The organism is Paenibacillus sp. LS-5 (genome assembly GCF_056121505.1).
The window spans coordinates 61688-87952 of sequence record NZ_JBWAVA010000006.1; the positions used below are offsets into that span (position 1 = coordinate 61688).

Annotated in this window: 19 protein-coding genes and 1 pseudogene; 16 read left to right on the top strand and 4 right to left on the bottom strand. The window is 43.4% G+C overall.

The window, feature by feature from the left end; genetic code table 11:
* Positions 1-224: 224 nt before the first annotated feature.
* The 4 genes from AC0MA3_RS11630 (at position 225) to AC0MA3_RS11645 (ending at position 6022) form a co-directional block, all read left to right on the top strand.
* Complete coding sequence (locus AC0MA3_RS11630) at positions 225-1505, top strand: alpha/beta hydrolase (RefSeq protein WP_474656293.1); 1281 nt, start codon at positions 225-227, stop codon at positions 1503-1505.
* A gap of 26 nt (positions 1506-1531) precedes the next feature.
* Complete coding sequence (locus AC0MA3_RS11635; RefSeq protein WP_474656294.1) at positions 1532-2206, top strand: response regulator transcription factor; 675 nt, start codon at positions 1532-1534, stop codon at positions 2204-2206.
* Entirely contained in the window at positions 2203-3252 is a 1050-nt protein-coding gene (locus AC0MA3_RS11640) for a HAMP domain-containing sensor histidine kinase (RefSeq protein ID WP_474656295.1), read from the top strand. The genes AC0MA3_RS11635 and AC0MA3_RS11640 overlap by 4 nt, the downstream gene beginning before the upstream one ends.
* Positions 3253-3460: 208 nt before the next feature.
* Positions 3461-6022 carry an alpha/beta hydrolase gene (locus AC0MA3_RS11645; protein WP_474656296.1) on the top strand — a complete coding sequence of 854 codons (2562 nt, stop codon included), beginning with the start codon at positions 3461-3463 and terminating at the stop codon, positions 6020-6022.
* 339 nt (positions 6023-6361) lie between these two features.
* Here AC0MA3_RS11645 and AC0MA3_RS11650 read toward each other — a convergent pair whose 3' ends face one another.
* Positions 6362-7498: a pectin acetylesterase-family hydrolase gene (locus AC0MA3_RS11650; protein ID WP_474656297.1), complete on the bottom strand. Its 1137-nt coding sequence runs from the start codon at positions 7496-7498 to the stop codon at positions 6362-6364.
* A 366-nt stretch (positions 7499-7864) separates the two neighbouring features.
* Between AC0MA3_RS11650 and AC0MA3_RS11655 the strand changes: the two genes are divergently transcribed.
* On the top strand, positions 7865-8317 hold the full coding sequence (locus tag AC0MA3_RS11655) for a TetR/AcrR family transcriptional regulator (RefSeq protein WP_474656457.1): 453 nt from the start codon (positions 7865-7867) through the stop codon (positions 8315-8317).
* A gap of 34 nt (positions 8318-8351) precedes the next feature.
* Here the strand turns inward: AC0MA3_RS11655 and AC0MA3_RS11660 are convergent, their stop codons facing one another.
* Positions 8352-8879 carry a TetR/AcrR family transcriptional regulator gene (locus AC0MA3_RS11660; protein ID WP_474656298.1) on the bottom strand — a complete coding sequence of 176 codons (528 nt, stop codon included), beginning with the start codon at positions 8877-8879 and terminating at the stop codon, positions 8352-8354.
* 161 nt (positions 8880-9040) lie between these two features.
* On the opposite strand from AC0MA3_RS11660, the gene AC0MA3_RS11665 reads away from it, so the two are divergent.
* Together AC0MA3_RS11665 and AC0MA3_RS11670 are read left to right on the top strand one after the other, a co-directional pair.
* Entirely contained in the window at positions 9041-9745 is a 705-nt protein-coding gene (locus AC0MA3_RS11665) for a DUF3153 domain-containing protein (RefSeq protein WP_474656299.1), read from the top strand.
* Between the two features lie 180 nt (positions 9746-9925).
* Positions 9926-10135, top strand: a pseudogene (locus tag AC0MA3_RS11670) (DUF6431 domain-containing protein); the annotation flags it as partial.
* 65 nt (positions 10136-10200) lie between these two features.
* Here the strand turns inward: AC0MA3_RS11670 and AC0MA3_RS11675 are convergent.
* Positions 10201-10560: a winged helix-turn-helix transcriptional regulator gene (locus tag AC0MA3_RS11675; protein WP_474656300.1), complete on the bottom strand. Its 360-nt coding sequence runs from the start codon at positions 10558-10560 to the stop codon at positions 10201-10203.
* A gap of 144 nt (positions 10561-10704) precedes the next feature.
* Between AC0MA3_RS11675 and AC0MA3_RS11680 the strand changes: the two genes are divergently transcribed.
* The 4 genes from AC0MA3_RS11680 to AC0MA3_RS11695 all read left to right on the top strand — a co-directional run bounded on the left by AC0MA3_RS11680 (position 10705) and on the right by AC0MA3_RS11695 (position 15078).
* Positions 10705-11676, top strand: a complete 972-nt coding sequence (locus AC0MA3_RS11680) for an NAD(P)H-dependent flavin oxidoreductase (RefSeq protein WP_474656301.1) — start codon at positions 10705-10707, stop codon at positions 11674-11676.
* A gap of 329 nt (positions 11677-12005) precedes the next feature.
* Positions 12006-13046, top strand: coding sequence for a TIM barrel protein (locus AC0MA3_RS11685; RefSeq protein WP_474656302.1), 1041 nt, complete (start codon positions 12006-12008; stop codon positions 13044-13046).
* Between the two features lie 23 nt (positions 13047-13069).
* Positions 13070-14200, top strand: a complete 1131-nt coding sequence (locus AC0MA3_RS11690; RefSeq protein ID WP_474656303.1) for a carbohydrate kinase family protein — start codon at positions 13070-13072, stop codon at positions 14198-14200.
* Between the two features lie 20 nt (positions 14201-14220).
* Positions 14221-15078 carry a class II fructose-bisphosphate aldolase gene (locus AC0MA3_RS11695; protein WP_474656304.1) on the top strand — a complete coding sequence of 286 codons (858 nt, stop codon included), beginning with the start codon at positions 14221-14223 and terminating at the stop codon, positions 15076-15078.
* A 51-nt stretch (positions 15079-15129) separates the two neighbouring features.
* Here the strand turns inward: AC0MA3_RS11695 and AC0MA3_RS11700 are convergent, their stop codons facing one another.
* Complete coding sequence (locus AC0MA3_RS11700; protein ID WP_474656305.1) at positions 15130-16101, bottom strand: helix-turn-helix domain-containing protein; 972 nt, start codon at positions 16099-16101, stop codon at positions 15130-15132.
* 111 nt (positions 16102-16212) lie between these two features.
* Between AC0MA3_RS11700 and AC0MA3_RS11705 the strand changes: the two genes are divergently transcribed.
* The 5 genes from AC0MA3_RS11705 (at position 16213) to AC0MA3_RS11725 (ending at position 26069) form a co-directional block, all read left to right on the top strand.
* Entirely contained in the window at positions 16213-17241 is a 1029-nt protein-coding gene (locus AC0MA3_RS11705) for an alpha/beta hydrolase (protein WP_474656306.1), read from the top strand.
* A gap of 120 nt (positions 17242-17361) precedes the next feature.
* Complete coding sequence (locus AC0MA3_RS11710) at positions 17362-19068, top strand: type 2 periplasmic-binding domain-containing protein (RefSeq protein WP_474656307.1); 1707 nt, start codon at positions 17362-17364, stop codon at positions 19066-19068.
* Between the two features lie 66 nt (positions 19069-19134).
* Entirely contained in the window at positions 19135-21600 is a 2466-nt protein-coding gene (locus AC0MA3_RS11715) for a glycoside hydrolase family 3 protein (protein ID WP_474656308.1), read from the top strand.
* 19 nt (positions 21601-21619) lie between these two features.
* Complete coding sequence (locus AC0MA3_RS11720; RefSeq protein ID WP_474656309.1) at positions 21620-23431, top strand: family 43 glycosylhydrolase; 1812 nt, start codon at positions 21620-21622, stop codon at positions 23429-23431.
* Positions 23432-23612: 181 nt separating this feature from the next.
* The gene (locus tag AC0MA3_RS11725) at positions 23613-26069 is read left to right on the top strand and encodes a glycoside hydrolase family 2 protein (RefSeq protein ID WP_474656310.1); all 2457 of its coding nucleotides are present in this window, start codon (positions 23613-23615) and stop codon (positions 26067-26069) included.
* Positions 26070-26265: the final 196 nt, after the last annotated feature.

Here is a 26265-nt window from a genome sequence, read left to right on the forward strand (position 1 = left end):
TTGAAGTTAAGTTGAGCTTCATGCGCTACGATGTAATTAAGAAGAGGAAAGTGAGGCGAATACAGATCGGCACGATACTTATATCCCTTGATAGTTTGAAAATGAAGGTGGCCGCTTTTTTCAGCCGTAGAACGATATACACACTAAGTGTATTAATCTGGCTCACCAGTATAGCAAGCTTGTATTTAGTCAGTGTGTATACAATGACGGTGCTCCTATTGGCCATGGAGATAGCTGCATATACATTCCTGGCCTTCAGGGATAACAATATGTCCACTTGGCTAAAACGAGCTCGAATCTATGCAGCATCTATCGGTCTTATACTGAGCTTAATATGGCTGATAACACACATGTATAGTCTTTTGATTGTGTTTCAATCATTTGCTCTGGCGCTAGGTTTATTTGATTTGATTCTAAGAGTTGTCCGTGTATTTCCGCGCTGGATAGATATGAGATTAATCCGGAAAATTTTCGTCGTTCTTCGAGTAGCAGTAATATTTGCAGGAACCTTTGCAGGTTTGTGGTTGATAAAAGTAGCTGTTAACCCTGAAGATTATGTATTAAGCTTGCGCAAGGATGGGTCCGGAAATTTTTTTGAGGCACCGGTAAGCCAGACTGTAGTCTGGGAGAACGGTTATTATTACACCAATGATGTTAGCTATGAGAGTAAGTATCCGAATGGGTTCTTTGACATTTACAGTTCGGAGCAGGATTTCTCCTCACAGCGTCCGGTATTTATTTATACACATGGCGGTGGTTTTGCTTACGGTGATAAGTTCACTGGAGATCCGAATGTTGCACAATTTACAGGTTTCAATAAAATGATTAATAAAATGCTGGATGCCGGATTTAACGTAATTTCTTATAATTACGCTTTATCACCTGAATACAAGTATCCTACACCAATGCTGCAAATGAGCGAGCTGATTCAATTCCTGCAGAAACACAGTATAGAGTATGGTGTGGATATGCATCAAATTGTGCTTGGCGGAGGCAGTGCAGGCGCTCAAATGAGCGGTCAATTCACTAATATTCAAACAAACCCCAAATACGCCAAGGAAATGGGGATTGAGCCGGTAATCAGCAGAGGTGATATTAAGGCGGTTTACTTTGGTTCTGCATTGTTTGATCCGACAAGAGCCGGACATTCAGGAATTTTTCCTATCGACTATGTATATTACCAGCTGGGAAGAGCATACTTAGACGTTGGAAGCTTGGAAAATAGTGAAAAATCCAACCAGGCCAATGTGATTGCTCATGTGACCAAGGATTTTCCGCCCGCTTATATCACCGATGGTTATATTGCTTCTTTCCCGAACCAGGCGCATGAATTCGAAGATAAGCTGAATAATTTAGGAGTGGATCACCGTTCCTTAATTTTTGACTGGGGATCAACGGATAGTATACTTGTGCATGGGTACGATGTGCTGGACAACAAAGAAGCAGAACTGAACCTACAAAATTTTATTGATTTTTTAAGTGAGCGTGTTGATTACAAGGAGTAAATTTGTGAGGGTGAGGTGATCCTGCAGTGTTCCGGATTCTGGTGGTGGAAGATGATACTGAACTCCGTCATCTCTTCACGCGAGTTCTTTTGAAGAACGGATATACCGCTGTTGAAGTGGCTGATGGAGAACAGGCGCTTGAGGTGCTTAACAGGGAAACCATTGATTTGATGATTTCAGACATCATGATGCCTAATCTTGATGGTTATGAGCTGGTTGCTTCCTTGCGTGAAGCGGGGTACGTTCTCCCTGTACTAATGATCACTGCAGCAGATTCTTTTGCCCACATGAAAAAGGGGTATTCGTCGGGAACTGATGATTATATGGTGAAGCCTGTGAATGTAGATGAGATGCTGCTGCGTGTTCAAGCACTGCTCCGTCGGGCTCAAATGATCAGTGCGAGAAAGCAGATGATTGGTGGAACAGAGCTGAATTACAACACAATGACAGTCACGCATGGGAATAGCAGCATTGCTCTTCCACAGAAAGAGTTTCAACTGCTGTATAAATTAGTTTCTCATACAGGCCACATCTTCACACGCCAGCAAATTATGGATGATATCTGGGGCATTGACTCTAATGCAGATCCCCATACTGTGGAGGTCCATATCGGAAGACTGAGGGAGCGGTTCAGGGATAATAACGACTTTGCAATTGTCACAATTAGAGGGGTAGGGTATAAGGCGGTGGAGCAAAAATGAAGTCCAAGCTAACCTGGTCCATGAAGCTTTATTTTGTCATCACCGTTTTTTTATCCATAATAACTACCCTGTTAGTATTTCAGTTGATACAGCTGATTTTAACCAAATTTGAAGTGGATAGACTTGAACATATCCCTCCGACGCTTCAGATCATTGTATACTGTGCTTGTTCGGGAGGTCTGATAGCTTTAATTTTCAATAGAAGTATTATAAGCCCGCTTCAAAAACTCAGTGCAGCTGCACAAGAGGTTGCCCAGGGCGATTTTACAGTACGAGCAGATGTAAATACCTACTTAAACGAACTGGACCATTTATCGAAAAATTTTAATATTATGATCGTTGAGTTGGGAGCCACAGAAACCTTCCGAAATGACTTTATTTCAAATGTATCGCATGAATTCAAAACCCCGCTTAATGCCATAGAAGGTTATACCACCCTTCTACAGGATGATGGATTAAGTGAACAGGAACGGACGGAATATAAAGATATTATTATTTTTAACACAAGACGCTTATCCGGTCTGGTTGAGAACATTCTCATGCTTGCCAAGCTGGATAATCAGCATATCCCATTAACTCAAAATCACTTCAAGCTGGACGAACAGATCCGGCATGCCATTGTATTGCTAGAAGACAAATGGGTGAATAAGAACATCGAGCTTGACGTGGAAATGGAGGATATCGTCTTTGACGGGCCGGAATCCTTGATTTCACATCTATGGATTAATTTAATCGACAACGCCATTAAATATAACGCTAACAACGGGAAGATTGAAATCAGACTAACGACCCGTGAAAGTAAAGTCCAGTTTAGTATTAAAGACAACGGTATTGGCATGTCAAAGGAGGTAATACAGCATATCTTCAGCAAATTTTATCAGGGGGACAGTTCTCATCAGGATGAAGGAAATGGACTAGGTTTGTCGCTGGTAAAACAGATTGTCAATTTGTGTAGTGGTGAGATTGCCGTAGAAAGTATTCCGAACAAGGGGTCAACATTTACGGTTACACTTCCGCATCCGCCGGAGGTTAAGTCAAACACGTAACAGAATTCTTAAAACACCATCAACCGTTTATATCCAGGTACAAGTCTGGGATATAAATTTGATGGTGTTTTTTACGGGGAAGTCGGCTAACCGATACCACAAAGTCGGCAAAGCGATGGCTGCCTGCTTAAGGATTTAATAGGATTAAAGCAGTGGCGTATACTTTGAATGAGCTGTAAATTCTATTCATCTATAAGGAGGTCCCCGAATGAGCATTACGGAAGAGACAACACTGGAGGCCATTTATACAATGGATTCTCTGCAGGAAGCCAAAGCATATTTAATGGGAAATGCGGAAAGTTTTTTTCATGAAAATGGTTCGCTGACCCTGAATGAACTGAATGCAAAATCACCTACCTGGTATGCCAAGGATATGGCGTTTGGTTTGAACAGGCTGGCGGAGGTTGCCGAAGGTGACAATCCTGTTCTCTATCAGGTGTACTCACCGGAAGAGATCGAGGCGGAACCGGATAAGCAGGCTGTACATTTGATACATTTCCCGGGGAGTCAAGAGGGGAGATTTGCCATTCTGCTCGCTGGCGGTGCCTACAATTGCGTATGCTCCATGCAGGAGGCCTTTCCGGCTGCTGCGAAGCTCAATGAGCTTGGCATTACTGCCTTCTGCCTGAACTATCGGACCGGACAAACCGGATTGCTACCGAAACCGCTGGAAGATCTGGCAGCCGCCTACCACTTCATCGTAGAGCATGCCCCGTCCTTCCGTATTAACCCGGAAAGCTACGCCGTAGGCGGTTTCTCGGCAGGCGGACATGTTGCGGCCAACTGGGGGACAGAGTCGTCGGGATTCCGCAAGTATGGTCTTCCGGCTCCGGAGCTGCTGGTACTTGGATACCCTTATATAACAGCTGAGAATATGACCCACACTGTGTCGGATGAGATCCGCCATATATTCATGCAGGGAATGTTCGGGGCTCAATATACGGATAAAATGATCAATAAATACAATGTAGATCGGCATGTGGATACCTATTACCCTCCTGTATACATAGTGCACAGTAAGGACGATGATACCGTACCCGTCTACAACGCCGAATGCTTCACCGAAGCCTTGGACAGGGTGGGTGTGGCTTATAAAGCGGAAATGCCGGATAGCGGCGGGCATGGCTTTGGTCTAGGCTCGGCAACACCAGTTGCCGGATGGATTGAACGTGCCGCCCGATTCTGGACGGAATCAAGCGACCAAACGTATTTATCTGCAATATGGATAAATTCATCCGAATGGACAAAGACAGAAGGCATCGAGCAGCTTTGCCGGACGGACTATATTGAACAACAATTGAGCGCGCGCTTTCCCGGTGAACAACTCAAGGTAACCTCAGCGGAAATTAACGAGACAGGCGTTTATGAGAATCCGCTCGGTAAAGGGCTTCCACCCCAATACACAGCTGTTTTTACATCTAAGAATCTGCCTGCTTATTGTGACATTCAGATTGAACGCCAAACCCCCGGAAATCATACGGAGCATATTGTGGTCTGGTCGCCACTGGCCTGGAATGACCGATTTATGGGAACGGCAGGCGGTGGAAACCAAACTGGGGGATTATTTCATATTGTGCAGACGGATAACACCAATCGGGGGATGTCTTTACCTAATGCAATCTGCAATGGATTTACAGCTGCCACGACTAACGGGGGAAATCAGGCGGGTGACGCTAACTGGGGGTTAGACAAAGAGAGCCATACCTTGGACTGGGAGCTGATCCAAAATTGGGAAAGCCGCAGCACACACTGGATGACCGTGATCGGCAAAGCTGTAGCTGAAATTCTGCACGGTAGGGCGCCGGAATATTCGTATATGCACGGCAGTTCAGGCGGAGGCCGGCAGGCGATGAAGGAAGCTCAGCAGTATCCTGAAGATTATGATGGCATCTGGGCTTCCTGCCCGGCAATTAACTGGTCTAAGTTTGTAATTGGTGGCTTATGGCCGCTGGCTGTTATGAATGATTATCAAAATGAGCTCACCCCTGTGAAACTGGAGGCATTCCGGTTGGCTGTCCACGGTAAATACGGAGGAAGTGAACCCTACTACCGCACTACAGAACGATTAGACTTCAATCCTTTGGAACTGGTCGGCCAAGAGACGGAAGAGGGGCCGATTACGGAGACGGATGCCATTGTTATGAAAGAAATATGGGAGGGACCTAAAACTTCAGATGGCGAGCAATTATGGTGTTTCTTCCGGCCGGGGTCCCATTTCTGGAATACTGAGGGCACCCCTGTAACAGCGTTGTATTATATAAGAGATGAATCCGGTATTCTAAAAGTAAAAGTATTCCCGCTATCCATTGCTTATGCCCGATGGGTAATGCGCGATCCGGAGAATGATTTCACGGCGATAACAAAATCTGAATACGTAGTATTGTTTGCCCGCAGCGTCGCAGACTTTCCGGAGGCGGCTACAGATGATGCCAACCTTAGCCCCTTTTGGAATGCAGGCGGTAAGCTCCTGATGGACCACGGAACAGACGATCCGTTAATCCCGCCGGACGGTACACTTGATTATTATAGTCGTGTTATCCAGCAAATTGGAAGCAAGGAGGATACAAGGAAGTTCTTCCGCTTATTCTTTAATCCTGGCGACGGGCATGGGAATTGCTATACGCATGGCCCTGGGTTGACCAAGACAACCGGGATGAAGGCTTTAATGAATTGGGTTGAAAAGGGAATTCCACCTAAGGAATTACCGGGACTGTTAGTTGATCCCCGGACCAAAAAACGTATCCGGGAAAGCAAGTTGACCGTATATTGATTAAGCATATAGAGGCGGGTGGATTTTTGCGGGAAGCATCGCAGAGACGTCTGTACAACTGGTACTGTCCCATGCTCATCCCGATTATATATGCCGGTTAAAGGAATTTGATGATTTCTTCTGCATTCTCCGGTATTCACTCGGCTTGCAGCCGATCTTCCCTTCATCACCCGGATGAATCCAGCAACGGCAAGAGTAGACTTGTTAGATAAGTCTTCTCTTGCCGATCTAAAAATGCACTAATATTCTCAATTTGTGCAGTATTGATTTATTTGAACATCCTGCCAGTTGGGATTAGAAGAAAGTTCAGCATTGTCTCCAAAGAAATCTCGATTGTTTTTAGTATTGTTTGTTCACTAAATCAAGACCATAATCTTGCAAGTTGCCCTTAACAGCATTTATTAACCAATCGGCAATAGACATATCTTGATTTTCCATTTTGGCGAAAACATGCGGCCCCGCAATGATTGTATGCATAGTCAGATTTCGAGGATCGTCATACCAAGGCAGTCCATCCCATACGAACAGATTTGCTCCTGCCTGTTCTTTAAATTGTGGAATAGCATCTTTCAACATTTGTTGGTAGATGTCAGCTTTACTTTCATCAACATCCAAAATTGCCGTATCAAAATAGTTTTGTACTTTTGCCAAGTCTCCATCCCGGGTGGATGAATCAAAGAGGATATGAACATCATCACCAAACTTTTCATGTAATGCAGTTAAACTATCCAGCGTGATATTATTTGTCGTTAATCTATCAGATATTTGGGTTGGCGTTTTCCACACATCGGTTGCAATGCTATGCCAGTCATCATTCAGAAGCAGAGAGGAATCGACCAGAACTGTTTTGCTACCGGTATTTGGGTAGTAATTGGTAAACACATCATCAGCAAGTAAAGCAGCCCCAAATCCGCCGGCGCTATAGCCTGTAACGACTACGGCCTCCGGGTTATCGATATCGGCAAGTTCAGTAACCTTGTTCATTACTGCACTATAATTCCTGTATCCGTAATGATAAAGTGTTTGATCCTTACCATTCTGATCAACATATTTAAATTCATTCGTTCCTGTATGAAAATCTCCTGTCGCATATGGGAAGGCAATAACAGTCCAATCTTTAAACGGATTTGCATCACCTGCTGTAGCAAGACCGCCCATATTCATTGTTATATTTGCAAGCATATCGATGGCAACAACCTTTTTATTATACATATCTTCTTTGGCGGTCTCTTCGCTGACACTGACCCCTCCGCCTGCAAAATAGACAAGTACTTTGTTTTCACTGCCTTTTTTGAAGAACGCACGATACTTGCTTCCGTCCGATGATTTCATTTCACTATTGGTAACACGATACCATTTGCCTACTGCCGGATCACTTTTCAAATTTGGATATTGCAAAACAAACTTATAAACTACTAAAGCGATTACCAAGATAATAGCCAATATAATTCCTAAGACTTTAAATAATTTCTTCATCTCTATTACTCCTCTGACGTTAAGTTTATTTTCTGATCCTGATATAAAGGATTAATCAGTAATGCAGTTTTGAAATAATGACTTTCGTCATACAGGGTAAAACTCTAATGGTGGCCGTACCACCCTATGAAAATCCGATAATGTCGATGTTGTCAACATCAATATTTTTTGATTGGTTTCTCTACTTTAGCGTGCAATACTTGAAGAATTTGTGTAACATATGTAACATTTAGTGAACCAAATGTACCAATCTTAGCGGATGAAGTCAATGTAACTTGCGAAAATGGAACAAAACGGGGGCCGGTGTAACATGAATGAAAAAGACGCATATACGTCTTATGTAGCTGACAAAATTCAGAAGCCGCACTGAGGCTGTTAGTGGAAAAGGAGCTTGCTGATATTTCAGTCAGCGAGATAACAAAGGCTGCACAGGTGAGTAGAAACTCATTTTATCGAAATTTTGCTGATAAAGAGGAGATTGTTCAGAAGCATATAGCTTCTCTTCTAAACTTCTGGTCGGAGTTTCATAAAAACTCAGGCAGTTCATCGAACGCTCTGATGTATGGCACACTATTCGAACATATGAAGAACAATAGTGACTTCTATCTGCTTTTGAAGAAGAGGAAGCTGATGCATTTATTTTTAACCGTTTTTCTAGACACCTTTGGCCCAAAGCAGGAGTACGAGAATATGTGGGCATATACAACTGCTTTTATCGCATACGGCACATACGGATGGATCGAAGAGTGGATTGTCAGAGGGATGCAGGAGTCAGCAGAAACGATGGCGGACTTACTATCATCGCATGGAATGAAATGATTAAATGGAGTAGTCGCTATTTTTAGCGGCTTTTTTATTTTGTAGAAGCGTCTAAATTACGATTTTTCAAAAGAATGGTCATTTCTTCTGCAGATTCCTGCATTCCCCTGGCAAACCATTCTTCAATCCAACCGAAGAGTCCGTAAGCAAAATAAGCTGCCACATATGCACCAAAGTTTGGATATTCCTGTCTCGGTCCAAAGAGCTCTTTGAGTACGTCTTTAAGAAGATAAAACAATTTTCTTTGACTTAGAAGCAGATAGAATTTTCTGTTTTTACTGAAGTGATCAAACATACTTCCCAGCATATCTTCTTCAGAGGCCTTGATGCGCTCTTGATATTCCTCATGCCAATCACCTATAAGTTTATAGACGTATTCCTTTAGAATATCCTCTTTATCATTATAGTTCCTGTAAAAGGAAACGCGGCTTACATGTGCCTGGGTAGTAAGATCACTGATGGAGATGGATTTTAGTTCTTTGGTTTCCAACATATCAAGCAGTGCATTGGTAATTTGATGCTTTACAAAAGTGTTTTTTACATTTTTATTGTTATTGGTCATGTTACATTTGATCCCTTCTGTATCATTATCCTTTGGCGTATTGATTCTGATATTAACTAATGATACATTTGCTGCACAAAAAAAGATACATTTGTTGCATTAATAATTTAATCCGTTGATTCCAAAAAGAGGTTCGAAATAATGAAAGGGGAGTGGGAAGCATGCCCTGTAAACGAATACCTGCTCTAAGGAAGTTGTTAATCCTATTCATACTACCAATCATACTGTCCTCATGTGTAAAAGGAAATGCTCATGTCAAGGTTCACTTAAATGGCACAGCAAACCTGGATTTAAGTGTTGCGATCAACAACGAAGCACTGAAGATTTTAGGACAATCTGATGTCCTCAATAAAGTGAAGGATATATTAAGAGAGAAGGATATCGATGCTGCAATCATCGAAAATAACAGTAGCTCAGAATTATTATTCTCAAAAGCAATAGATATTAAAAATATGAGCAGTGCTTCAAAGTCTGAACAGGAGCAAATCGAATTCGTGAAATCAGCAGGGACTAACTTTTTGTTCACCCGATACGATATATCTGTTGACCTAGACCTGATTCAAATGATCGGGGCTGAAACAAACTTCGACCTTTCGGGAATTCCGGAGTCAGTAAAAAAAATTGTAGACAGTCAAATGAAGTTCGATTTGCTATTAACTACTCCGATTAAATTGCAAAATCATAATGCAGCATTGGTTATGGGGAAAACGCTGATGTGGCATATCAATCTGTTTGAGCCTAATCATTTACAATTTAGCGTTAGGGTTCCGAATGTCAAAAATATCTCCTTAACTGCGGGGATTATGCTTTTTGTACTCCTTCTTTTTATTATCATTCGAATCCGTATTGTTTCTGCTGAACCATAACGCTGCGATGCTGGCGGGATTGCCTGTCCGGAAGTTGCCAGATATAATGACCGTATTCTAACAAAGGAAAGGATATCTCCGTGGCGTTGGTTACCTCCTGGAAGAGGCCGCGCCGGAGGAGGTGCCCTGCCCGTGCTGCACAGAAAAACTAGCGGTGATCGGTAGCCGGAGCGGAAGGTCCGGGGTGGGGGAGGTGAGCTGCGCCACCTTGTGATTATCAGACTACGGTGCACGGGATGCCGCAAGATTCACCACGAACTCCCGGAGTACTTGTGCCGTACAAGCATTACGAATCTAGAAGTTACAATTTATCATCTGGATATGGATAATGTAATCATCATAGTTTCTTATACTGGAGCTATCATGACAGCTCAATATGGATCGTTATGAGATTTAATGATTGGTTTTATTGTTTTTTTAAGAACGAGCACATTAATTAAAACTCGTATCTGCCTTTAGTCAATGGTTTCTCCGTATTTTTTACCGAATTCACCCATCAACTCCAGGATCGGAATGAATTCGGTTCCCATTGTTGTAAGTGAATACTCGACTCTGGGTGGAACCTCTGGAAAAACATTTCTAAATATTAGTCCGTCTTGTTCTAGCTCTCGTAATTGTTTGGTCAATGCGCCCTGAGCTATATCATTGAGTGATGCCTTAAGTTCGCCAAACCGAAGGGGTTTTGTTTTTAGGAACCAGAGAATAAAAAATTTCCAGCGGCCCGATAGCACATTCTGTGTATAAGCCATACCAAAGATTACAGGATATTCATCATTAAATTCATTGTAAAAACCATCTTTACAAATTCTAGTCACATCAATAAGTCCTCTCTTGTTTATAGTACATAAAATGGTACTTTGTCGTCTTTTATTGCCTACTTTTAAAAGCGAATAATAAGAATTATTATAGTGGATGCAGGGAACATACTCAATTTGTCTATATAGAAAAGAGGCTTATATATGAAGAATCGCATCTCGGAGTTATTGAAAATCGACTATCCCGTCATATCTGCGGCTATGAACTGGGTTACCTCTGCAGAATTTGTTGCAGCTGTTTCCAATGCAGGAGGTATGGGAGTCCTGGGTCCAAATGCTGGACAAACGAAATCCGCTTCCAGTCTTGAGGAGTTCTCTCATAATACCAGAATAGAGATCAGAAAGATCAGAGAGCTGACCAATAAACCGTTTGCTGTGAATTATATATTTCCCTTAGAAAAGGAACCCCATTCACCTTTTTCTGAGGCCTTATTCAAGGTTCTTGTTGAGGAAAACGTGAAGACAGTGCTTGCAATTGGTTATGAAATGAATACCCGAGAAGTAGAAAAATTAAAAAAACATGATTTTACGATATTATATAGACCGCTTAGTCCTACTGTTCAAGGCTTAAGGGAGGCAGAACGGATCGGGGTTGATTCTATAATTGTCACAGGAAGAGAAGCAGGCGGGCATTTAAGCCACTACGATATAAGTACTCTTTCGCTAGTATCACAAATCACATCCTTCGTTCAAATTCCAGTTATTGCAGCAGGAGGTATTGTCGATGGGAAAAGTGCCAAAGCAGTGTTTGCCATGGGGGCGGAAGGCGTGTACATGGGAACGAGATTTTTGACAGCCAGCGAGAATCCTGCGAGCATAAGCGCGAAGCAGGCGATTATAAGCGCAAACAGTGAAGACTTTCTTGAACTCGAAGGTGTATATGAACGAACTTTGCCAACAGAAGCCGGGAAAATGGCATACAGGCTATTGAAAACAGGTCAAATGGATGAAGCGCTACCCTTCTATAAAGAAGGGATAAGGAAGGGTATTCTGGAAGGTGATTTGGTTAATGGTACAATAAGCGTCTCACCTGCAGCCGGAGGGATCAAACAGATGAACACATGCAAAGAAATTATCGATGAAATTGTTCAATGTATCGCGGGCCAGGACAAATAATCAGTAAATCCTTTAATAAATCAACAGAGTTCACCGGTAAAAAATATCCACTTAAGAGCCCGCACCTATGTGGGCTTTTTTTAGTACCAAATTCATATCCCGATGCAGATGATGCTTCAGTTCAAATACGTTTTTTCAATAGGATCGTCATTTCTTCTGCCGACTCCTGCACCCCTCTGGCGAACCATTCTTCTAATCCAGCCGAACTATCCGTAAGCATTAGCAAAACTGTAGGTGAAAAAACGAAAACTAGTGCAAGTTTCGAAACCGAAGATAAATTACATTAAAGATGTATTCATAAATTTGTCTTTTATAAGGAGATGCACGAAATGACAATGTTTAAATTTTCTGTTGGCCCCTGGAATGTTCATGATGGAGCAGATACGTACGGACCTGCAACACGGACAGAAATCTCTTTTGAAGAAAAAATCAAAGTCTTTGCCGAAATGGGGTTCAGTGCCATCCAGTTTCATGATGATGATGCTGTGCCGAATTTGAATGATCTGACAGAGGAAGAAATTAAAGTGGAAGCCAGAAAGGTTAAATCGCTGCTGGACAAATACAATTTGGTTGCCGAATTTGTTGCACCGAGATTGTGGATGGATCCGCATACAGTGGAAGGTGGCTTCATGTCCAGTTCTCAAGAAGATAGAGAGTTTGCATTGTGGAGATCCTATCGTTCAATTGATATTGCCAATGAATTGGGCTGTGACAAAATTGTACTGTGGCTTGCCAGAGAAGGAACTCTTTGTGCCGAGAGCAAAAGCCCGGTTACCGCAACAAAGCAATTGGTAGATGCGATTAACAAAATGCTCCAATATGATGGGGGCATCAAAGTACTGATTGAGCCAAAGCCGAATGAACCCATTGACCGCAGTATTTGCGGAACGATGGGCCACGTTCTTGCGGTGTCGGCCGCCACGATTGATCCTTCCCGGGTGGGCGGATTGCTTGAATCGGCTCATGCAACGTTGGCAGGTCTTGATCCATCCCATGAAATTGGATTTGCTCTGGCAATGGATAAGCTATGGGGCGTTCATCTTAATGACCAAAATGGCTTGAAATTCGATCAGGACAAAAGCTTTGGAGTAGAAAACCTCCGTCAGGCATTTAATCAGGTTAAAGTACTCGTTGAAAACAATTATGGTTCCAACGGGGAATATGTAGGCCTGGATGTTAAAGCCATGAGAACAACGAAGGACCAGGACCGATACAAGCATCTGGCTAACAGTCTGGATATCGTAAAAGCGCTGGAAGAAAAGGTGAAACGGTTCGATTATGAGTATCAGGAGCAATGTGTGGCTAACAGAGATTTTGAAGGATTGGAAATGTATGTGATGAACCTGCTGATGGGAATCGATCAGAAGTAATGTTTTCCCCGGGAGGTGCTGGCATGTTAGGAAACAAGAAAAAAATAGTAGTGGCCGGACATATCTGTCTGGACATTACCCCTAAATTTCAGACGGATACAAATTCGAACCTGGCTGAACTTCTATTGCCAGGAAAACTGGTGCACATGCAGGATGCAGATGTTCACACCGGCGGCGTCGTTGCGAATACCGGACTGGCTCTGAACTTTTTTGGCGCTGATGTCAGTTTGATCGGCAAGGTAGGAGAAGATGAATTTGGAAGACTGATCCTAAATATTCTGGGTAACCACTTGGATACAGAAAATATGGTTATAAGCAATGATACAAATACATCGTATACCATTGTATTATCTCCACCGGGAATGGATCGGGTCTTTCTTCATCATCCAGGTGCCAATGATACGTTTACCTTTGAAGATTTGCCTATGGCGGCAATCAAGGAAGCGGATTTGTTCCATTTCGGTTATCCGCCTTTAATGGAGCAGATGTATGAGAATAATGGTGAACAGTTAATACGGATGTTCAGCGCGGTAAAAAGGCTAGGTGTCACGACTTCTCTTGATATGGCAGCGGTGGATCCCCATTCTCAAGCGGGTACTGCTGATTGGGATACAATCCTGCGTAACGTACTTCCCTATGTTGATATATTCGTACCCAGCATTGAAGAGGTTTGCTTCATGGTTGACCGAGAGAGATACCAGGATTGGCAACAGCGGGCCGGAGGGAGAGATATCATCGAAATCTTGTCCATAACTGAGGATGTCAAGCCTTTGGCGGACAAGCTGCTGGATATGGGAGCCAAAGTATTATTGCTGAAATGCGGAGCCCTGGGATTATATTACCGCGCAGCAAGGCAAGATATTTTTACCGAATTATCCATTCCGGATCTATGCGCCTCTAATTGGACAGAGCTGGAGAGATTTGAAGAAAGTTATATCCCGGACCGGGTGGTTTCGGCAACAGGGGCAGGGGATACGAGTATAGCTGCTTTCCTGTTTGCAATGCTGCACGGATACTCACTCAAACAAAGTCTTCAATTGGCTGCAGCGACAGGCGCCTCCTGTGTAACGGCATTTGACCCGCTAAGCGGACTAATGACAATAGAAGAGCTGCAGCAGAAAATAAACAGCGGTTGGAAGAAACAGAAAGTCTGAGATAAAAGGGGTTGAAAAACATGTTGGTTAATATGAATGAGGTTCTGCTGCCTGCGCGAAAAGGAAAGTATGGCGTCGGTATGTTTAATGCTGTGAATCTGGAAATGGCAAGAGGTATCATTGCTGCAGCTGAAAAAGCGAATTCCCCGGTGATTATGGGAACAGCAGAGGTTTTCTTTTCCTACTGCCCTCTGGAGGAAGCTGCGTACTATCTGATTCCGATGGCCAAGAAAGCCAAAGTCCCGGTTGTTATCCATTTGGATCACGGGATGACCGAAGAAGCATGTGTCCAGGCGTTGAAGCTTGGATTTACTTCCATTATGTATGACTGTTCACTGGAAACGTATGATGTAAATATTCAAAAAGTGAAGGAAATGGCTAAATTGGCTCATTCATACGGGGCGAGCATTGAAGGGGAACTTGGCCATGTAGGCGACAACGAGGGTTCTTATGAAGATCATCATGAAATGGAAGATCCTTCGGCATTGTTTACGGATCCCGGTGTTGCAAAGGATTTTGTGGATCAAACCGGGATCGATGCTCTTGCAATTGCTGTCGGAACCGCACACGGTGCTTACAAACGGCCGCCGAAGCTTGATTTTGACAGAATTGAGACAATTGCAAAAACTACTATGGTTCCGTTGGTTCTCCATGGAGGTTCCGGATTAAGCGATGCGGATTTCAAACAAGCTATACATTCAGGAATTAGTAAGGTAAACATCTTTACAGACATTAATACAGCTGCTGTTGAAGCTATGTTTAGACAGTTTACCTCGTTTAACAAAGGAATGATCGATTTGATTCCGGCGACGGTCGAATCCATTAAAGAAAAAGTGTTGGAAAAGATGGAGCTATTCGGTTCTTACAACAGAGTTTAAACGGTAAAGGGCCTATCACTATGACAAATGGAGATAGGCCCTTTTAAATAACTAAGTGAATAAGGGATTTGGAGCGCTTTGCAGAACGGAAAGATAATTAAGACGTAACTTGCCCAAAAGAGCAAGTGTATCCTGTTCGGAATAATAGTTTTCGACTGTATGCAACGGACTTTTTAACCTGACTTCCCGGCTTTCTTTTGAGATTATTTTCTTGTATTCCGCCGGCGTGCATCCAACATTATCCATAAAAGCTTTATTTAGATATCTGTAATCAGAAAACCCGCATTCCAAACAGATATCAAGAAGCTTCATATCTTCCGATATAAGCTTTTTTGCATGATTGAAACGAAGGTTATTGATGTAATCCTGGAAGGATTGATTTAAATGTTCTTTGATGAATTGTGAAAGATACGTCATCGAAAGTCCTTCGATTTCTGCAATGTCCGAGAGCCGGATTTTATGCGTATAGTGCTCATCGGCGTAATTCAATATCCGGGTCAAGCGTTCAACCTTAAGCTTATTTTTGTTTTTTTCATCGTCACTGATTTCATGGTAAGGAAGCTTGTTTAAAAGTACGCCAAATAACAGATTCAGCATGCTCATACAAGAAAACTCGAAGCCTTGAGGTCTTGTGAAATATTGGTAAGCCATTTCAATAATCAGGGACGTTATATATCTGTAAGAATCTCCGGTAATATGCTCTTCTAACCTTGCAGAATCAAAGACCAGATTTGAAATTCTACGAAAATAGCTTTTGCAAAAATTAGGGGAAATCTGCAGGCATAATATGGTTGATTTACTTCCTGTCCGAATTTCATGTGGCTGGTTTGAATTTAATAATATGGCAGAACCAGCATCCAGCTCATACACTTGCTGTTTGGAAATAATAGATAACTTTCCTTCCAGGACGAGATTTATCTCCAATTCCCGATGCAAATGGGATGTACGATAATCCATATCGATCAAGAAGATATTCAAATATTTGATACTTGGATGGTCTATAATTTCAAATTCTCTTTTCATGGGTTCTTTTTCTCCTCGCCTGGCCTCTAATAGATTTTAGCAGAAAATATAAATGAATTCCTCTATCTCTTCGCCAGAATAAGAATGACTATAAAAAAGGAGATGTCTAAATTGAAAATACATGAATTAATTCTGAATGAAACGCGAAATGTGAAATTGTCAGCCATGATTCAAAACATAGGCGGCGAATTCGGCAAGCTGAAAAAGCGTCCGGCTATTTTGATTTTACCAGGAGGCGGTTACAGCTACTGTTCCGACAGGGAGTCGGAAGTCGTAGCTTTCCCTTATTTAAAGGCCGGATTTCAGGCATTCATTCTCCGCTACTCAACGGGAGAGCATAAAGCATGGCCGAATCCAATGGATGATTATGAGCAGGCCATGGGGGTGATTCGGAGTAAGGCAGATGAATGGCATGTGCAGGAGGACAGAATTGCGGTACTCGGATTTTCGGCCGGTGGTCATTTAGCCGCTTGTGCGGCAACCTCAGCGAAACAGCGTCCCAATGCGGCTATCCTTGGGTACGCAGCCCTTTCCGAGAAGATGGCAGAAACGCCTCAGTCAGGAATACCCGCGCCGATGAACGATGTAGACAATGACACATGTCCCTTCTTCCTGTTTGCAACCCGTGATGACACTATGGTGCCTGTTCAGGAGACTGTGGATTTTCAAAGGGCATTGCTCGCCAAAGGGATAATGTTTGAATCCCATATATACGCCTACGGTTCGCATGGATTTTCAATGGGGGAAGGCAATATCAATTCCGGGAAAATGTGCAGCCGTGTTCCTAACTGGGTGCAGGACAGTATTGATTGGTTGGAGGATGTATTCGGCAAACTGCAGCCGGACGGATTAACGGCTCCTGCTTGTCCCGGTAAAGTCAATGGCGATTGGGAAAAGATGTTGTCCGTGGACTGTACTATCGGTCATCTTTATCAGCAGCCGGAGAAGGTACAGCAGGAGCTGAACAGTTTATTTAAGGAGCTAAATGCATTTATAGCAGAGAGGATGCCCGCAGGAAGCGTTTTGGAGAAAGCTATAAAAAGGGTTAAGCTTCGTGAATTTATGTTAATGATCGGCCAGCCAGAAACCCATATCGAGTATACGGATGCTGTGTTGAATCAATTTCACAATGTGTTCTGAGCTGCTTAAAGTTACGTGATTTAAATAGAGATATTGATGTTGTTTATCCGCTATTTTATAGCTGTCAACATATTCTTATAATGAAAGCGTAGTCAAATAAATTATGGGGGTTTACTAAAAATGAAATTGAAATGGATAGCAACGATTCTCTCCATTGGATTGCTTACAACTGCTCTGGTCGGCTGCAGTAAGTCTAACAACAGCGAGAACGAGACAAGTAAGGCTAATTCAGAAACAACGAAGACATTAAATATTGTCGATGGCAAGATCGAACCTGCAGCATCATTTAGCACAATTATGATTGATAATCCGTCGATGAAGTATAGAGACGGAGAAACGGTTACGGATAATGTGTTCACCCGCTGGGCCGAGAACAAGTTTGGTGTGAAAATAAAAACATTGTGGACGGGCAACTTAACGGATGGAAGCTACGCAACCAAATTAAAGCTTATGCTTTCTTCTGGGGACGAAGTGCCGGATATCATCCATTCGACCGATCCTGCTTCGATGGATCTTCTATTAAGTTCGGGTAAATTTATGGCTGTGGAGGATGTATTTGAAAAATATGCATCTACGGTCTGGAAAGAATCGCTAGCCGAAGTGAAAGATGCGTGGTTACCAGTCATCCGGGATGGCAAAAAAATGGTTATCCCTACACCAATTGTAGAACGCGGGGAGAGAAACAACGTTTTATGGGTCCGTCAGGACTGGCTGGACAAACTTAATTTGAAAGCGCCTACTAACATCGAGGAATTAGAAAAAGTTATGGATGCGTTTGCCAATCAGGATCCTGATGGAAATGGGCAAAAGGATACGTATGCGCTGGATTTTGCCATGAAGGATAAGGTTACCGGTAATGTTCTCGGCGACGGATCCTGGATCTTCGGACTGTTCGGAGCCGTGCCGGAAATATGGTACCCAGGAGATGATGGTAAGCTTCAGTATGGCTCCATTCAACCCGGTGTCAAACAGGGATTAACAAAGCTGAACGAGTGGAAGGATAAAGGGTATATCGCGAAAGATATTGCCTTGCATGATATGACTTCAATTGTTACAGCAGTAGCTTCTAATAAAGTGGGCATTATAGCTTCACCTGTTTATTTCATCCAATATCCTGGTTCTCTTTTGTTCGCAAGCAACCCGACGGCACAGTACAAACCCTATCCGCTACCTAACGGGACGGATGGTCCGGCTAGACATACCTTTATTGCGCAATACGGTGGTTTTTTGATTAATAAAGAGATTTCGGATGAAGCTCTGCAAGCCTTCTTTCATTATATGAATTCACTATATGACATTACGGTATCTGATAATCCGGTTGAAGACATGAAAGGGCTCCAGGAAGGATATTCATATGTTGTTAAGGACGGCAAAATTGTAAGTGAAGAGACTGATATCCCGGGTGGGATGATCAATTCAAACGATTATGTGTTTGGAGGCATGCCAACAGATAGTACTAAAGTGGCGGAAATTTCGTTAAAAATATTAAAGAACGAAGATATTACAGAGGAAGAACATCCGTTTGTGATTGCTAATGTGATTAGAAATCAGAAAGATCCATTACAATTAATTTCAAATGAAGCAATTCTTGTCGGAATGAGTGAAGAATCTTCCCGTGTGAAGCAGCATTATGTTGGACCTGTGACAACAACGATGTCTTTCAGAAACGAGCTGCTTAATAAAATGCAGATGGAGACGTTTATGAAGATCATCTATGGCGAGTCGCCGGTGGATGACTTTGACCAATTCGTGGATAAATGGAAATCTTCCGGCGGTGACAAGATTACTGAAGAAGTAAACGCATGGTACGATTCCGTTAAGGAATGAACCGGAAAGGTTCTCGATCATATCGGGAACCTTTCTATCTTGGTTTTGAAAGGAATGAATAGGGACATGAAATTACAAACCTATGAAATCAATCATATTAAGAGACTGAGAAAGTTGGCACCGGAGTGTATGGTGTTGTTGAAGTCGGACGGCAGCTTCCCACTGGAGGCGCCAGGACTGCTCGCCCTATACGGTAACGGCAGCAGGCGCACTATTAAGGGGGGGACCGGCTCCGGAGATGTGAACGTCAGAGCCTACACCACGGTGGAGCAAGGACTACTACAAGCGGGATTTGACATTACTACGACGGATTGGATGGATTCCTACGACGTTGTGTGGGAGGAGAACTATAAGACGTTTAGGACTGGTCTTAAGGCTAAGATTGCGGCGGAGGGGATGAGCGGTCTGCTGGAGACGCTAGACGTAGCTGTACCGGAGCCGACGGAGTATAGTATTCCTCTGGAGGCCAAGGGAGACACAGCCATTTATGTCCTTGCCAGAAACAGCGGGGAAGGGGCAGACCGGCAAGCAAAAATGGGAGATCTATTGCTAAGTAACACAGAAATTCGGGACATTTTACAACTCGCAGAGATGTATCCAAAATTCTTGCTGGTCCTGAATGTAGGCGGTGTGGTCGACTTGTCACCCGTTGTAGAGCAGGTGAATAATATTCTGATTCTGTCACAGCTTGGAATGACGGTGGGAGATTCACTTGCTGATGTGCTGCTGGGGGAGGCATATCCTTCCGGTAAACTGGCCTCAACCTGGGCGGCGTGGGAGGATTACTGTAAGGCGGGGGATTTCGGAGAACTTCATGATACCCGGTATCGTGAAGGTATTTATGTGGGCTACCGCTACTTTGACACGGCGGACGTCCGTCCTCTGTTTCCTTTTGGCTTTGGACTTAACTATACTACCTTCTCTATTATTTCGGGCCAGCCTGTGTTGTATGGTACCAAGGTGAGGGTACCTGTAAGTATCAAAAACACGGGTATGCATCTGGGGAGAGAAGTGGTGCAGTTATATGTGTCTATGCCGGAAGGAGAGCTGGACCAGCCTTATCAGGTTTTGGCTGCTTTTGGAAAAACAAGAGAGCTGGCGCCTGGAGAGACGGAGAACATGGAGATCTGCTTTGAAATGGAAAATCTGGCATCCTACGATACACTAAGCAGTTGCAGAATCGTGGAGAGCGGAGACTATATTCTGCGTTTGGGTAACAGCAGCCGGAGTACGGAGCTCATCGGGATTGTGCGTTTGGAAGAGACGGTAAAAGTAGAACAGGTCAGTCATGCAGGTGGCAGTCCGGATTTCGTGGATTGGAAGCCGGAAAGGGCTAAGAGAGAGCTAGTCAATTTGGCCGGTTATGGAGACAAGACTATACTTTCCCTGTCCGCGTCTGCCTTTTCAAGAGCGGCGTATTCATCGCCTAAGATGGATGAAAAGGCATTGGCGCTGGCCAATACCCTGACGGACAGTGAGCTTGCCTATTTGTGTACAGGTGTTTTTGTAGATGAAGATACTAAGGGCCTCATAGGCAATGCAGGCGTGACGGTGGCTGGGGCAGTAGGAGAGACCACTACGCTGCTCCGTGAGAAGGATATTCCCAATCTGGTGATGTCGGATGGTCCTGCCGGATTACGGCTTTGCCGTCAGTATGGTTTAGATGAAGAAGGAGTTTTCGCACTGGACTCAGACGAGCAGGAAGCCTTTAAGGAGCTTTTGCCGAAGGCGTTGCTGGAGATACTGCTGGGCATATACCCGGCTGCAGCAGGTAAGAACCGCAGTGGCGAGATTCTCGAGCAGAATTGCACCGCCATTCCTGTAGGCACCGCCATTGCACAGAGTTGGAATCCGGCCGTTGGCCAGGAGTGCGGCGATATTGTGGGAGAGGAAATGGAAAGGTTCAACATACATTTTTGGCTGGCACCGGCGCTGAATATCCACCGCAATCCGCTCTGTGGCAGAAATTTTGAATATTACTCGGAGGACCCTCTGATCAGCGGCAAAATGGCGGCAGCTACTATCTTGGGAGTTCAGAAGCATTCGGGATGCGGGGCCACCATCAAGCATTTTGTCTGCAACAATCAAGAGACCAACCGCCTCAATTCCAACAGCGCAGTCAGTGAGCGTGCACTACGGGACATTTATATGAGGGGCTTTGAGATTGCCATTAAGGAAGCAGCGCCTCTGGCAGTGATGAGTTCATATAATTTGCTGAACGGTGAGCACACCTCCCAGCGGCAGGATCTGTTAGAAACAGTGCTTCGGGAAGAATGGGGGTTTCAGGGGATCGTCATGTCCGATTGGTTAATGCCGCCCCTTAAAGAAGACACAAATAAATATCCCCGGGCCTGCGCGTCCGGCAGCATAGCGGCAGGCAATGATATTATGATGCCTGGTAACAGGAAGCACCATGAGGATATAATGAATGCTTTAAATAATGAGGCTGCCGCCTATCCGCTGACCCGGGCAAATCTGGAAAAGTGTGCTGCCCGGATGATAGCTATAGCATGGAAACTGACCGGACAATAAATAAGAAGGAGTGTAACAGATGAACTATTACTGTAATCCCATTAATGTAGATTATCGTTATCAGTTTAACCAGCAAAAGCTTGGAGAAGCGTGGGGACCGTTGCAAATTTCGAGAGAGGCAGCAGACCCGTCCATGATTTGTTACAAGGGTCTATATTATATCTTTGCTTCTATGACATTGGGTGTATGGGTCTCTGAAGACATGGCACATTGGGAGGCCAAACGATTGCCTGATAACTTGCCATTTTACGATTATGCACCGGATGTGCGTGTTATGGGACAATATGTATATTTCTCTGCGTCTAACACAGGCGTGCCATGTAACTTCTATCGTACACAGGATATTCTGAATGGCCCCTATGAAGAAATTCAGGGCAGCTTTGAATTCTGGGACCCGAATCTGTTCGTAGATGATGATGGAAAGGTCTACTTCTACTGGGGCTGTTCGAGTGCCGAGCCGCTCTATGGCGTAGAAATGGACCCGGAGACGATGCTGCCCAAGACCGATCCGGTCGAACTGATTGGCGGTAATTGGAATGACATCGGTTATGAACGTAATGGTGAAGATCATACTTCCCCGCCAATTCCAGATGAGCAATTAGAAGAAGCCTATCAGGAAGTCTTTAGAAAAGCAGGTAAAACAGAAGAGATGTTTTCAGAAAAAGCGCTAAAGATGATTCGGGAGATGGCTAAAAATCGTCCATATATTGAGGGAGCCTGGATGGACAAACACGAGGGACGATATTATCTGCAGTATTCATGTCCGGGAGCTGAATACAACACATATTGTGATGGTGTATATATAGGTGATTCCCCGCTGGGCCCCTTCACTTTGGCCAGCAATAACCCATATTCGTATAAACCAGGAGGCTTTATTCCTGGTGCAGGCCACGGTTCTACAATGAGAGACATGAATGATAATCTGTGGCATACCGCTACTATGCGGATCAGTGTAAATCATGTGTTTGAGCGTCGTTGTGGCTTATGGCCGGCAGGCTTTGATGCAGATGGAGAGCTGTTCTGTAACCAGAGATACGGAGATTGGCCTATGCGTGTACAAGAAGGTAAGATAGACCCTTGGAAGAGCCCGGATTGGATGCTGTTAAATTATGGTAAGACAGCGACTGCGTCTTCTGCTGAAGAAGGAAAGGATCCTGGCAAAGTCACTGAAGAGGATGTTCGTACCTGGTGGAGGGCTGCTACTAATACATCTGGAGAATGGGTACAGGTGGATTTGGGTGAAGCAAGGGACGTTCATGCGGTCCAGGTGAACTTTGCGGATGACAACATTGATATAGAAGCACCCCAACCATTTGTGTTTAGTGTGACAGGAGGGCGTTATATTGAAGAGCGTGATCTGGTTACACGTTGGACGCTTGAAGGATCCTTGGATGGCGAGCGTTATTTTATGATAGAGGATAAATCAGACGCAGCTACTTGCCTGCCCCATGATTTGGTGGTAAGAGAGCAGGGGATACAGGCACGGTTTCTGAAGCTTACTGTATTGGAAGTGCCCTATAATCAACCTGCTTGTATTTCTGGCTTGCGTGTCTTTGGTGCAGGAAATGGAGCGGCTCCAGCAATACCTTCATTTACAGCTGTAAGAGTAAATGATTTGGATATGAAGGTAAACGTTACCTCTGAGGATGAAACTGTAGCAGGATACAATATTCTATGGGGACATCGGGAGGATAAGCTGTATCACAGCTATATGATCTTTGGCAAGAAGGAGCAGGATATTAGGGCATTAATCAAAGGAACGGATTATTATGTCCGTGTGGATGCGTTTAATGAAAATGGCATTACGGAAGGGAAGGTGATCAAATTATAATTTGAAGACAATACAATCATTCGGGCTCCCGAGAACATATACGTTCCCGGGAGCCTTTTACAATATGAAGCGCCTTACTGAATAAGAAAACAATACTTATGTTTGGATTGCTCTATATAGTTACTGCGTAGGTATATCTATAATTTTTAATAAGACTTCATTATTTTCTAGGAGGATAAATATGTTAAAGATAGATTTTAGCGATAATTGGGAATTCGGTGAAAACGTCACTACATTAACATCCGCAGTAACTGGCAAAAAGAAATCGGTAGAGGTCATCAAGCTTCCTCATGACGCGATGATTAAAACGAAGAGAAATGAAAGTGGTTCTACTGGTGCTGGCGGGGGATATTTCCAAGGTGGAAACTATGAATATGTTAAGCGGTTTACCGTATCCGAAGAAGACAAGGGTAAGGTGATTTTCCTGGAATTTGAAGGTGTGTATATGCATGCATTTGTGTTTGTAAATGGAGATTTAGCCGGCAATAATCAGTACGGATATTCAAATTTTTATGTGCAAATCAATGATTACCTACATTATGGCCAAGAAAACGAAGTAAGAGTAGTAGCTATGAATAACGCGCAGCCTAATACACGCTGGTATTCAGGCTCTGGCATATACAGAAACGTAAGTATGTTGAAAGCTGCGCCTTTGCATATTATTCCAGATGGCGTTCGAATAACGACAATTCAATCAGAGCCCGAGCTAGCGGTTATTCAGTTGGACACTAATCTTAAAAACGAAAATATAGGAATGAAGACCGGCCATATGATTATTGAAATTAAAGATGCTGAGGACAATATAGTTACAACAGAAAACACAAAATTTAGTATGGCCTCGAATTCACAATGCTCGTTACGACAACGGCTTACAATCATGAATCCAGAACCATGGAGTGTGGATACACCTTATTTATATCAAGCTGAGATAAGGATTCTAATAGATAATCAGGTAGTAGATCAAGAGTCTATTGCTTTTGGTATTCGCAAGTTGCAATTAGACAGTGTTCATGGGTTGCGAATGAACGGTAAAACCGTGAAATTAAAGGGAGGCTGTATTCATCATGATAATGGTGTGTTAGGGGCAGCAACCTTTGAGGATGCAGAATTCCGGCGCGTTAAAAAGCTGAAGGAAGCAGGCTATAACGCTATAAGAATGTCCCATCATCCGATTTCAAGAGCAATGCTACATGCATGCGACAGAATCGGAATGCTCGTCATGGAAGAACTTGCGGATACATGGACAGTTCAAAAGGTGGAATACGATTACGCTGTTAACTTTAATGAATCATGGGAGATGGTAGTGGAGCGTATGGTTTGCAAGTCCTATAATCACCCATCGGTAGTCATGTATTCAATAGGGAACGAGTTATTAGAAATCGGTTCAGCCCATGGAAACATCATGGGAAGAAAAATAATAGAAAAAATACGAAGTATAGATGATACACGTTATATAACGAATGGGATTAATTTAATGATGACAGCAAAGAATTTAATAGATGAACTTATCGAAAGCCTAGGAATTACGGACGTCAGTAAGATGACCAGCGGTGAGATTAATGAAACAATGCAGACGCTTGGGCCTTTAGTCAGAAAGATTATAGAGGACGGTCAAGCCTATGAGAATGTTCGGGAAGCTTTTGATGCTCTGGATATATGCGGGTACAATTATTCCCCGGAACGATATCTGATTGACCACAAACAATCCAAACATAAGGTGTTTTTGGGGACTGAGACTAACCCTGCTTCTTTGGATAAAAACTGGAGCCTTGTGAAGGAGCATGGATTCGTACTTGGAGACTTTTCATGGACAGCCTGGGACTATCTTGGTGAAGTGGGGATAGGTGCTGTCAGGTATGGAGATGAACAGGAAAAAGGTTTTTATGGGGCTTATCCTTGGCTAACTGCGCTGACAGGCGATTTCGATATCACAGGGTATCGTCTGCCTATTTCGTATTGGCGGGAAATCATTTGGGGGGGAAGAAAGAATATTCCTTATATTTCGGTGCAAAAGCCGGAACGTTATGGACAGAAAGCCAAACTTAGCAACTGGGGCTGGACTAATTCTGTTAGCAGCTGGACATGGCCCAATTATGAAGGTCACGGCATTGTGGTGGAAGTATATTCAGATGCCGAAGAAGTGGAATTGTTTATCAATGGAAAGTCTCAAGGCAGACAAACCGTTGGTAATCAGTTTAAAGAGTATTATTGCACCTGGGATACCATTTATGAGCCGGGTATTGTAGAGGCTATCGCATTTAGAGAAGGTAAAGAAGTCGGGCGTCATCCATTGGAAACCGCTGGCACACCGAAATTATCAGTAACGAAAGAAAGAGAGCAGCTGATCGCAGGAACGAATGAGCTTTGTTATGTGAATATTGAGCTTATTGATGAAAAGGGAATATTGAACACAGCAGCAGACAAGAAAGTCTCATTCACTATAGAAGGACCTGCAAGTGTTCAGGGAAGCGGAACTGGAAGAGGTAAAACAGAGGTGAATTATGATGATACAGAGCAGGAAACTTTCAATGGCCGCATGTTAATTGTTGTTCGGGCCGGCGAAGACAAAGGGTTGGCCAGGTTAACTATCGAGACAGAGGGCCTGGAACCAGTAACGATAGAGATACCGGTTGTGTAAGTTCTTTTCATGTTAACATAAACTATGGAGAATTATAAAAAGCAAACACTAATCAGGTGTTTGCTTTTTTGATTGAGATTCTTTTATATAGCACAAAATATAAAAATGTATGATTAAGTCGGACGAGCATCAGATGCAGGAAATGCAGAAACGGATTCGTGAATTACGAGAGGAAAATGAAATCTAAAAAAATGCG

Coding starts and splice junctions, on each gene's coding strand:
- AC0MA3_RS11680 (WP_474656301.1), top strand. CDS start 10,705: ATGAAGAATCGCATCTCGGAGTTATTGAAAATCGACTATCCCGTCATA.
- AC0MA3_RS11685 (WP_474656302.1), top strand. CDS start 12,006: ATGACAATGTTTAAATTTTCTGTTGGCCCCTGGAATGTTCATGATGGA.
- AC0MA3_RS11715 (WP_474656308.1), top strand. CDS start 19,135: ATGAAATTACAAACCTATGAAATCAATCATATTAAGAGACTGAGAAAG.
- AC0MA3_RS11630 (WP_474656293.1), top strand. CDS start 225: ATGGAGATAGCTGCATATACATTCCTGGCCTTCAGGGATAACAATATG.
- AC0MA3_RS11650 (WP_474656297.1), bottom strand. CDS start 7,498: ATGAAGAAATTATTTAAAGTCTTAGGAATTATATTGGCTATTATCTTG.
- AC0MA3_RS11725 (WP_474656310.1), top strand. CDS start 23,613: ATGTTAAAGATAGATTTTAGCGATAATTGGGAATTCGGTGAAAACGTC.
- AC0MA3_RS11720 (WP_474656309.1), top strand. CDS start 21,620: ATGAACTATTACTGTAATCCCATTAATGTAGATTATCGTTATCAGTTT.
- AC0MA3_RS11710 (WP_474656307.1), top strand. CDS start 17,362: ATGAAATTGAAATGGATAGCAACGATTCTCTCCATTGGATTGCTTACA.
- AC0MA3_RS11695 (WP_474656304.1), top strand. CDS start 14,221: ATGTTGGTTAATATGAATGAGGTTCTGCTGCCTGCGCGAAAAGGAAAG.
- AC0MA3_RS11700 (WP_474656305.1), bottom strand. CDS start 16,101: ATGAAAAGAGAATTTGAAATTATAGACCATCCAAGTATCAAATATTTG.
- AC0MA3_RS11640 (WP_474656295.1), top strand. CDS start 2,203: ATGAAGTCCAAGCTAACCTGGTCCATGAAGCTTTATTTTGTCATCACC.
- AC0MA3_RS11665 (WP_474656299.1), top strand. CDS start 9,041: ATGCCCTGTAAACGAATACCTGCTCTAAGGAAGTTGTTAATCCTATTC.
- AC0MA3_RS11690 (WP_474656303.1), top strand. CDS start 13,070: ATGTTAGGAAACAAGAAAAAAATAGTAGTGGCCGGACATATCTGTCTG.
- AC0MA3_RS11660 (WP_474656298.1), bottom strand. CDS start 8,879: ATGACCAATAACAATAAAAATGTAAAAAACACTTTTGTAAAGCATCAA.
- AC0MA3_RS11645 (WP_474656296.1), top strand. CDS start 3,461: ATGAGCATTACGGAAGAGACAACACTGGAGGCCATTTATACAATGGAT.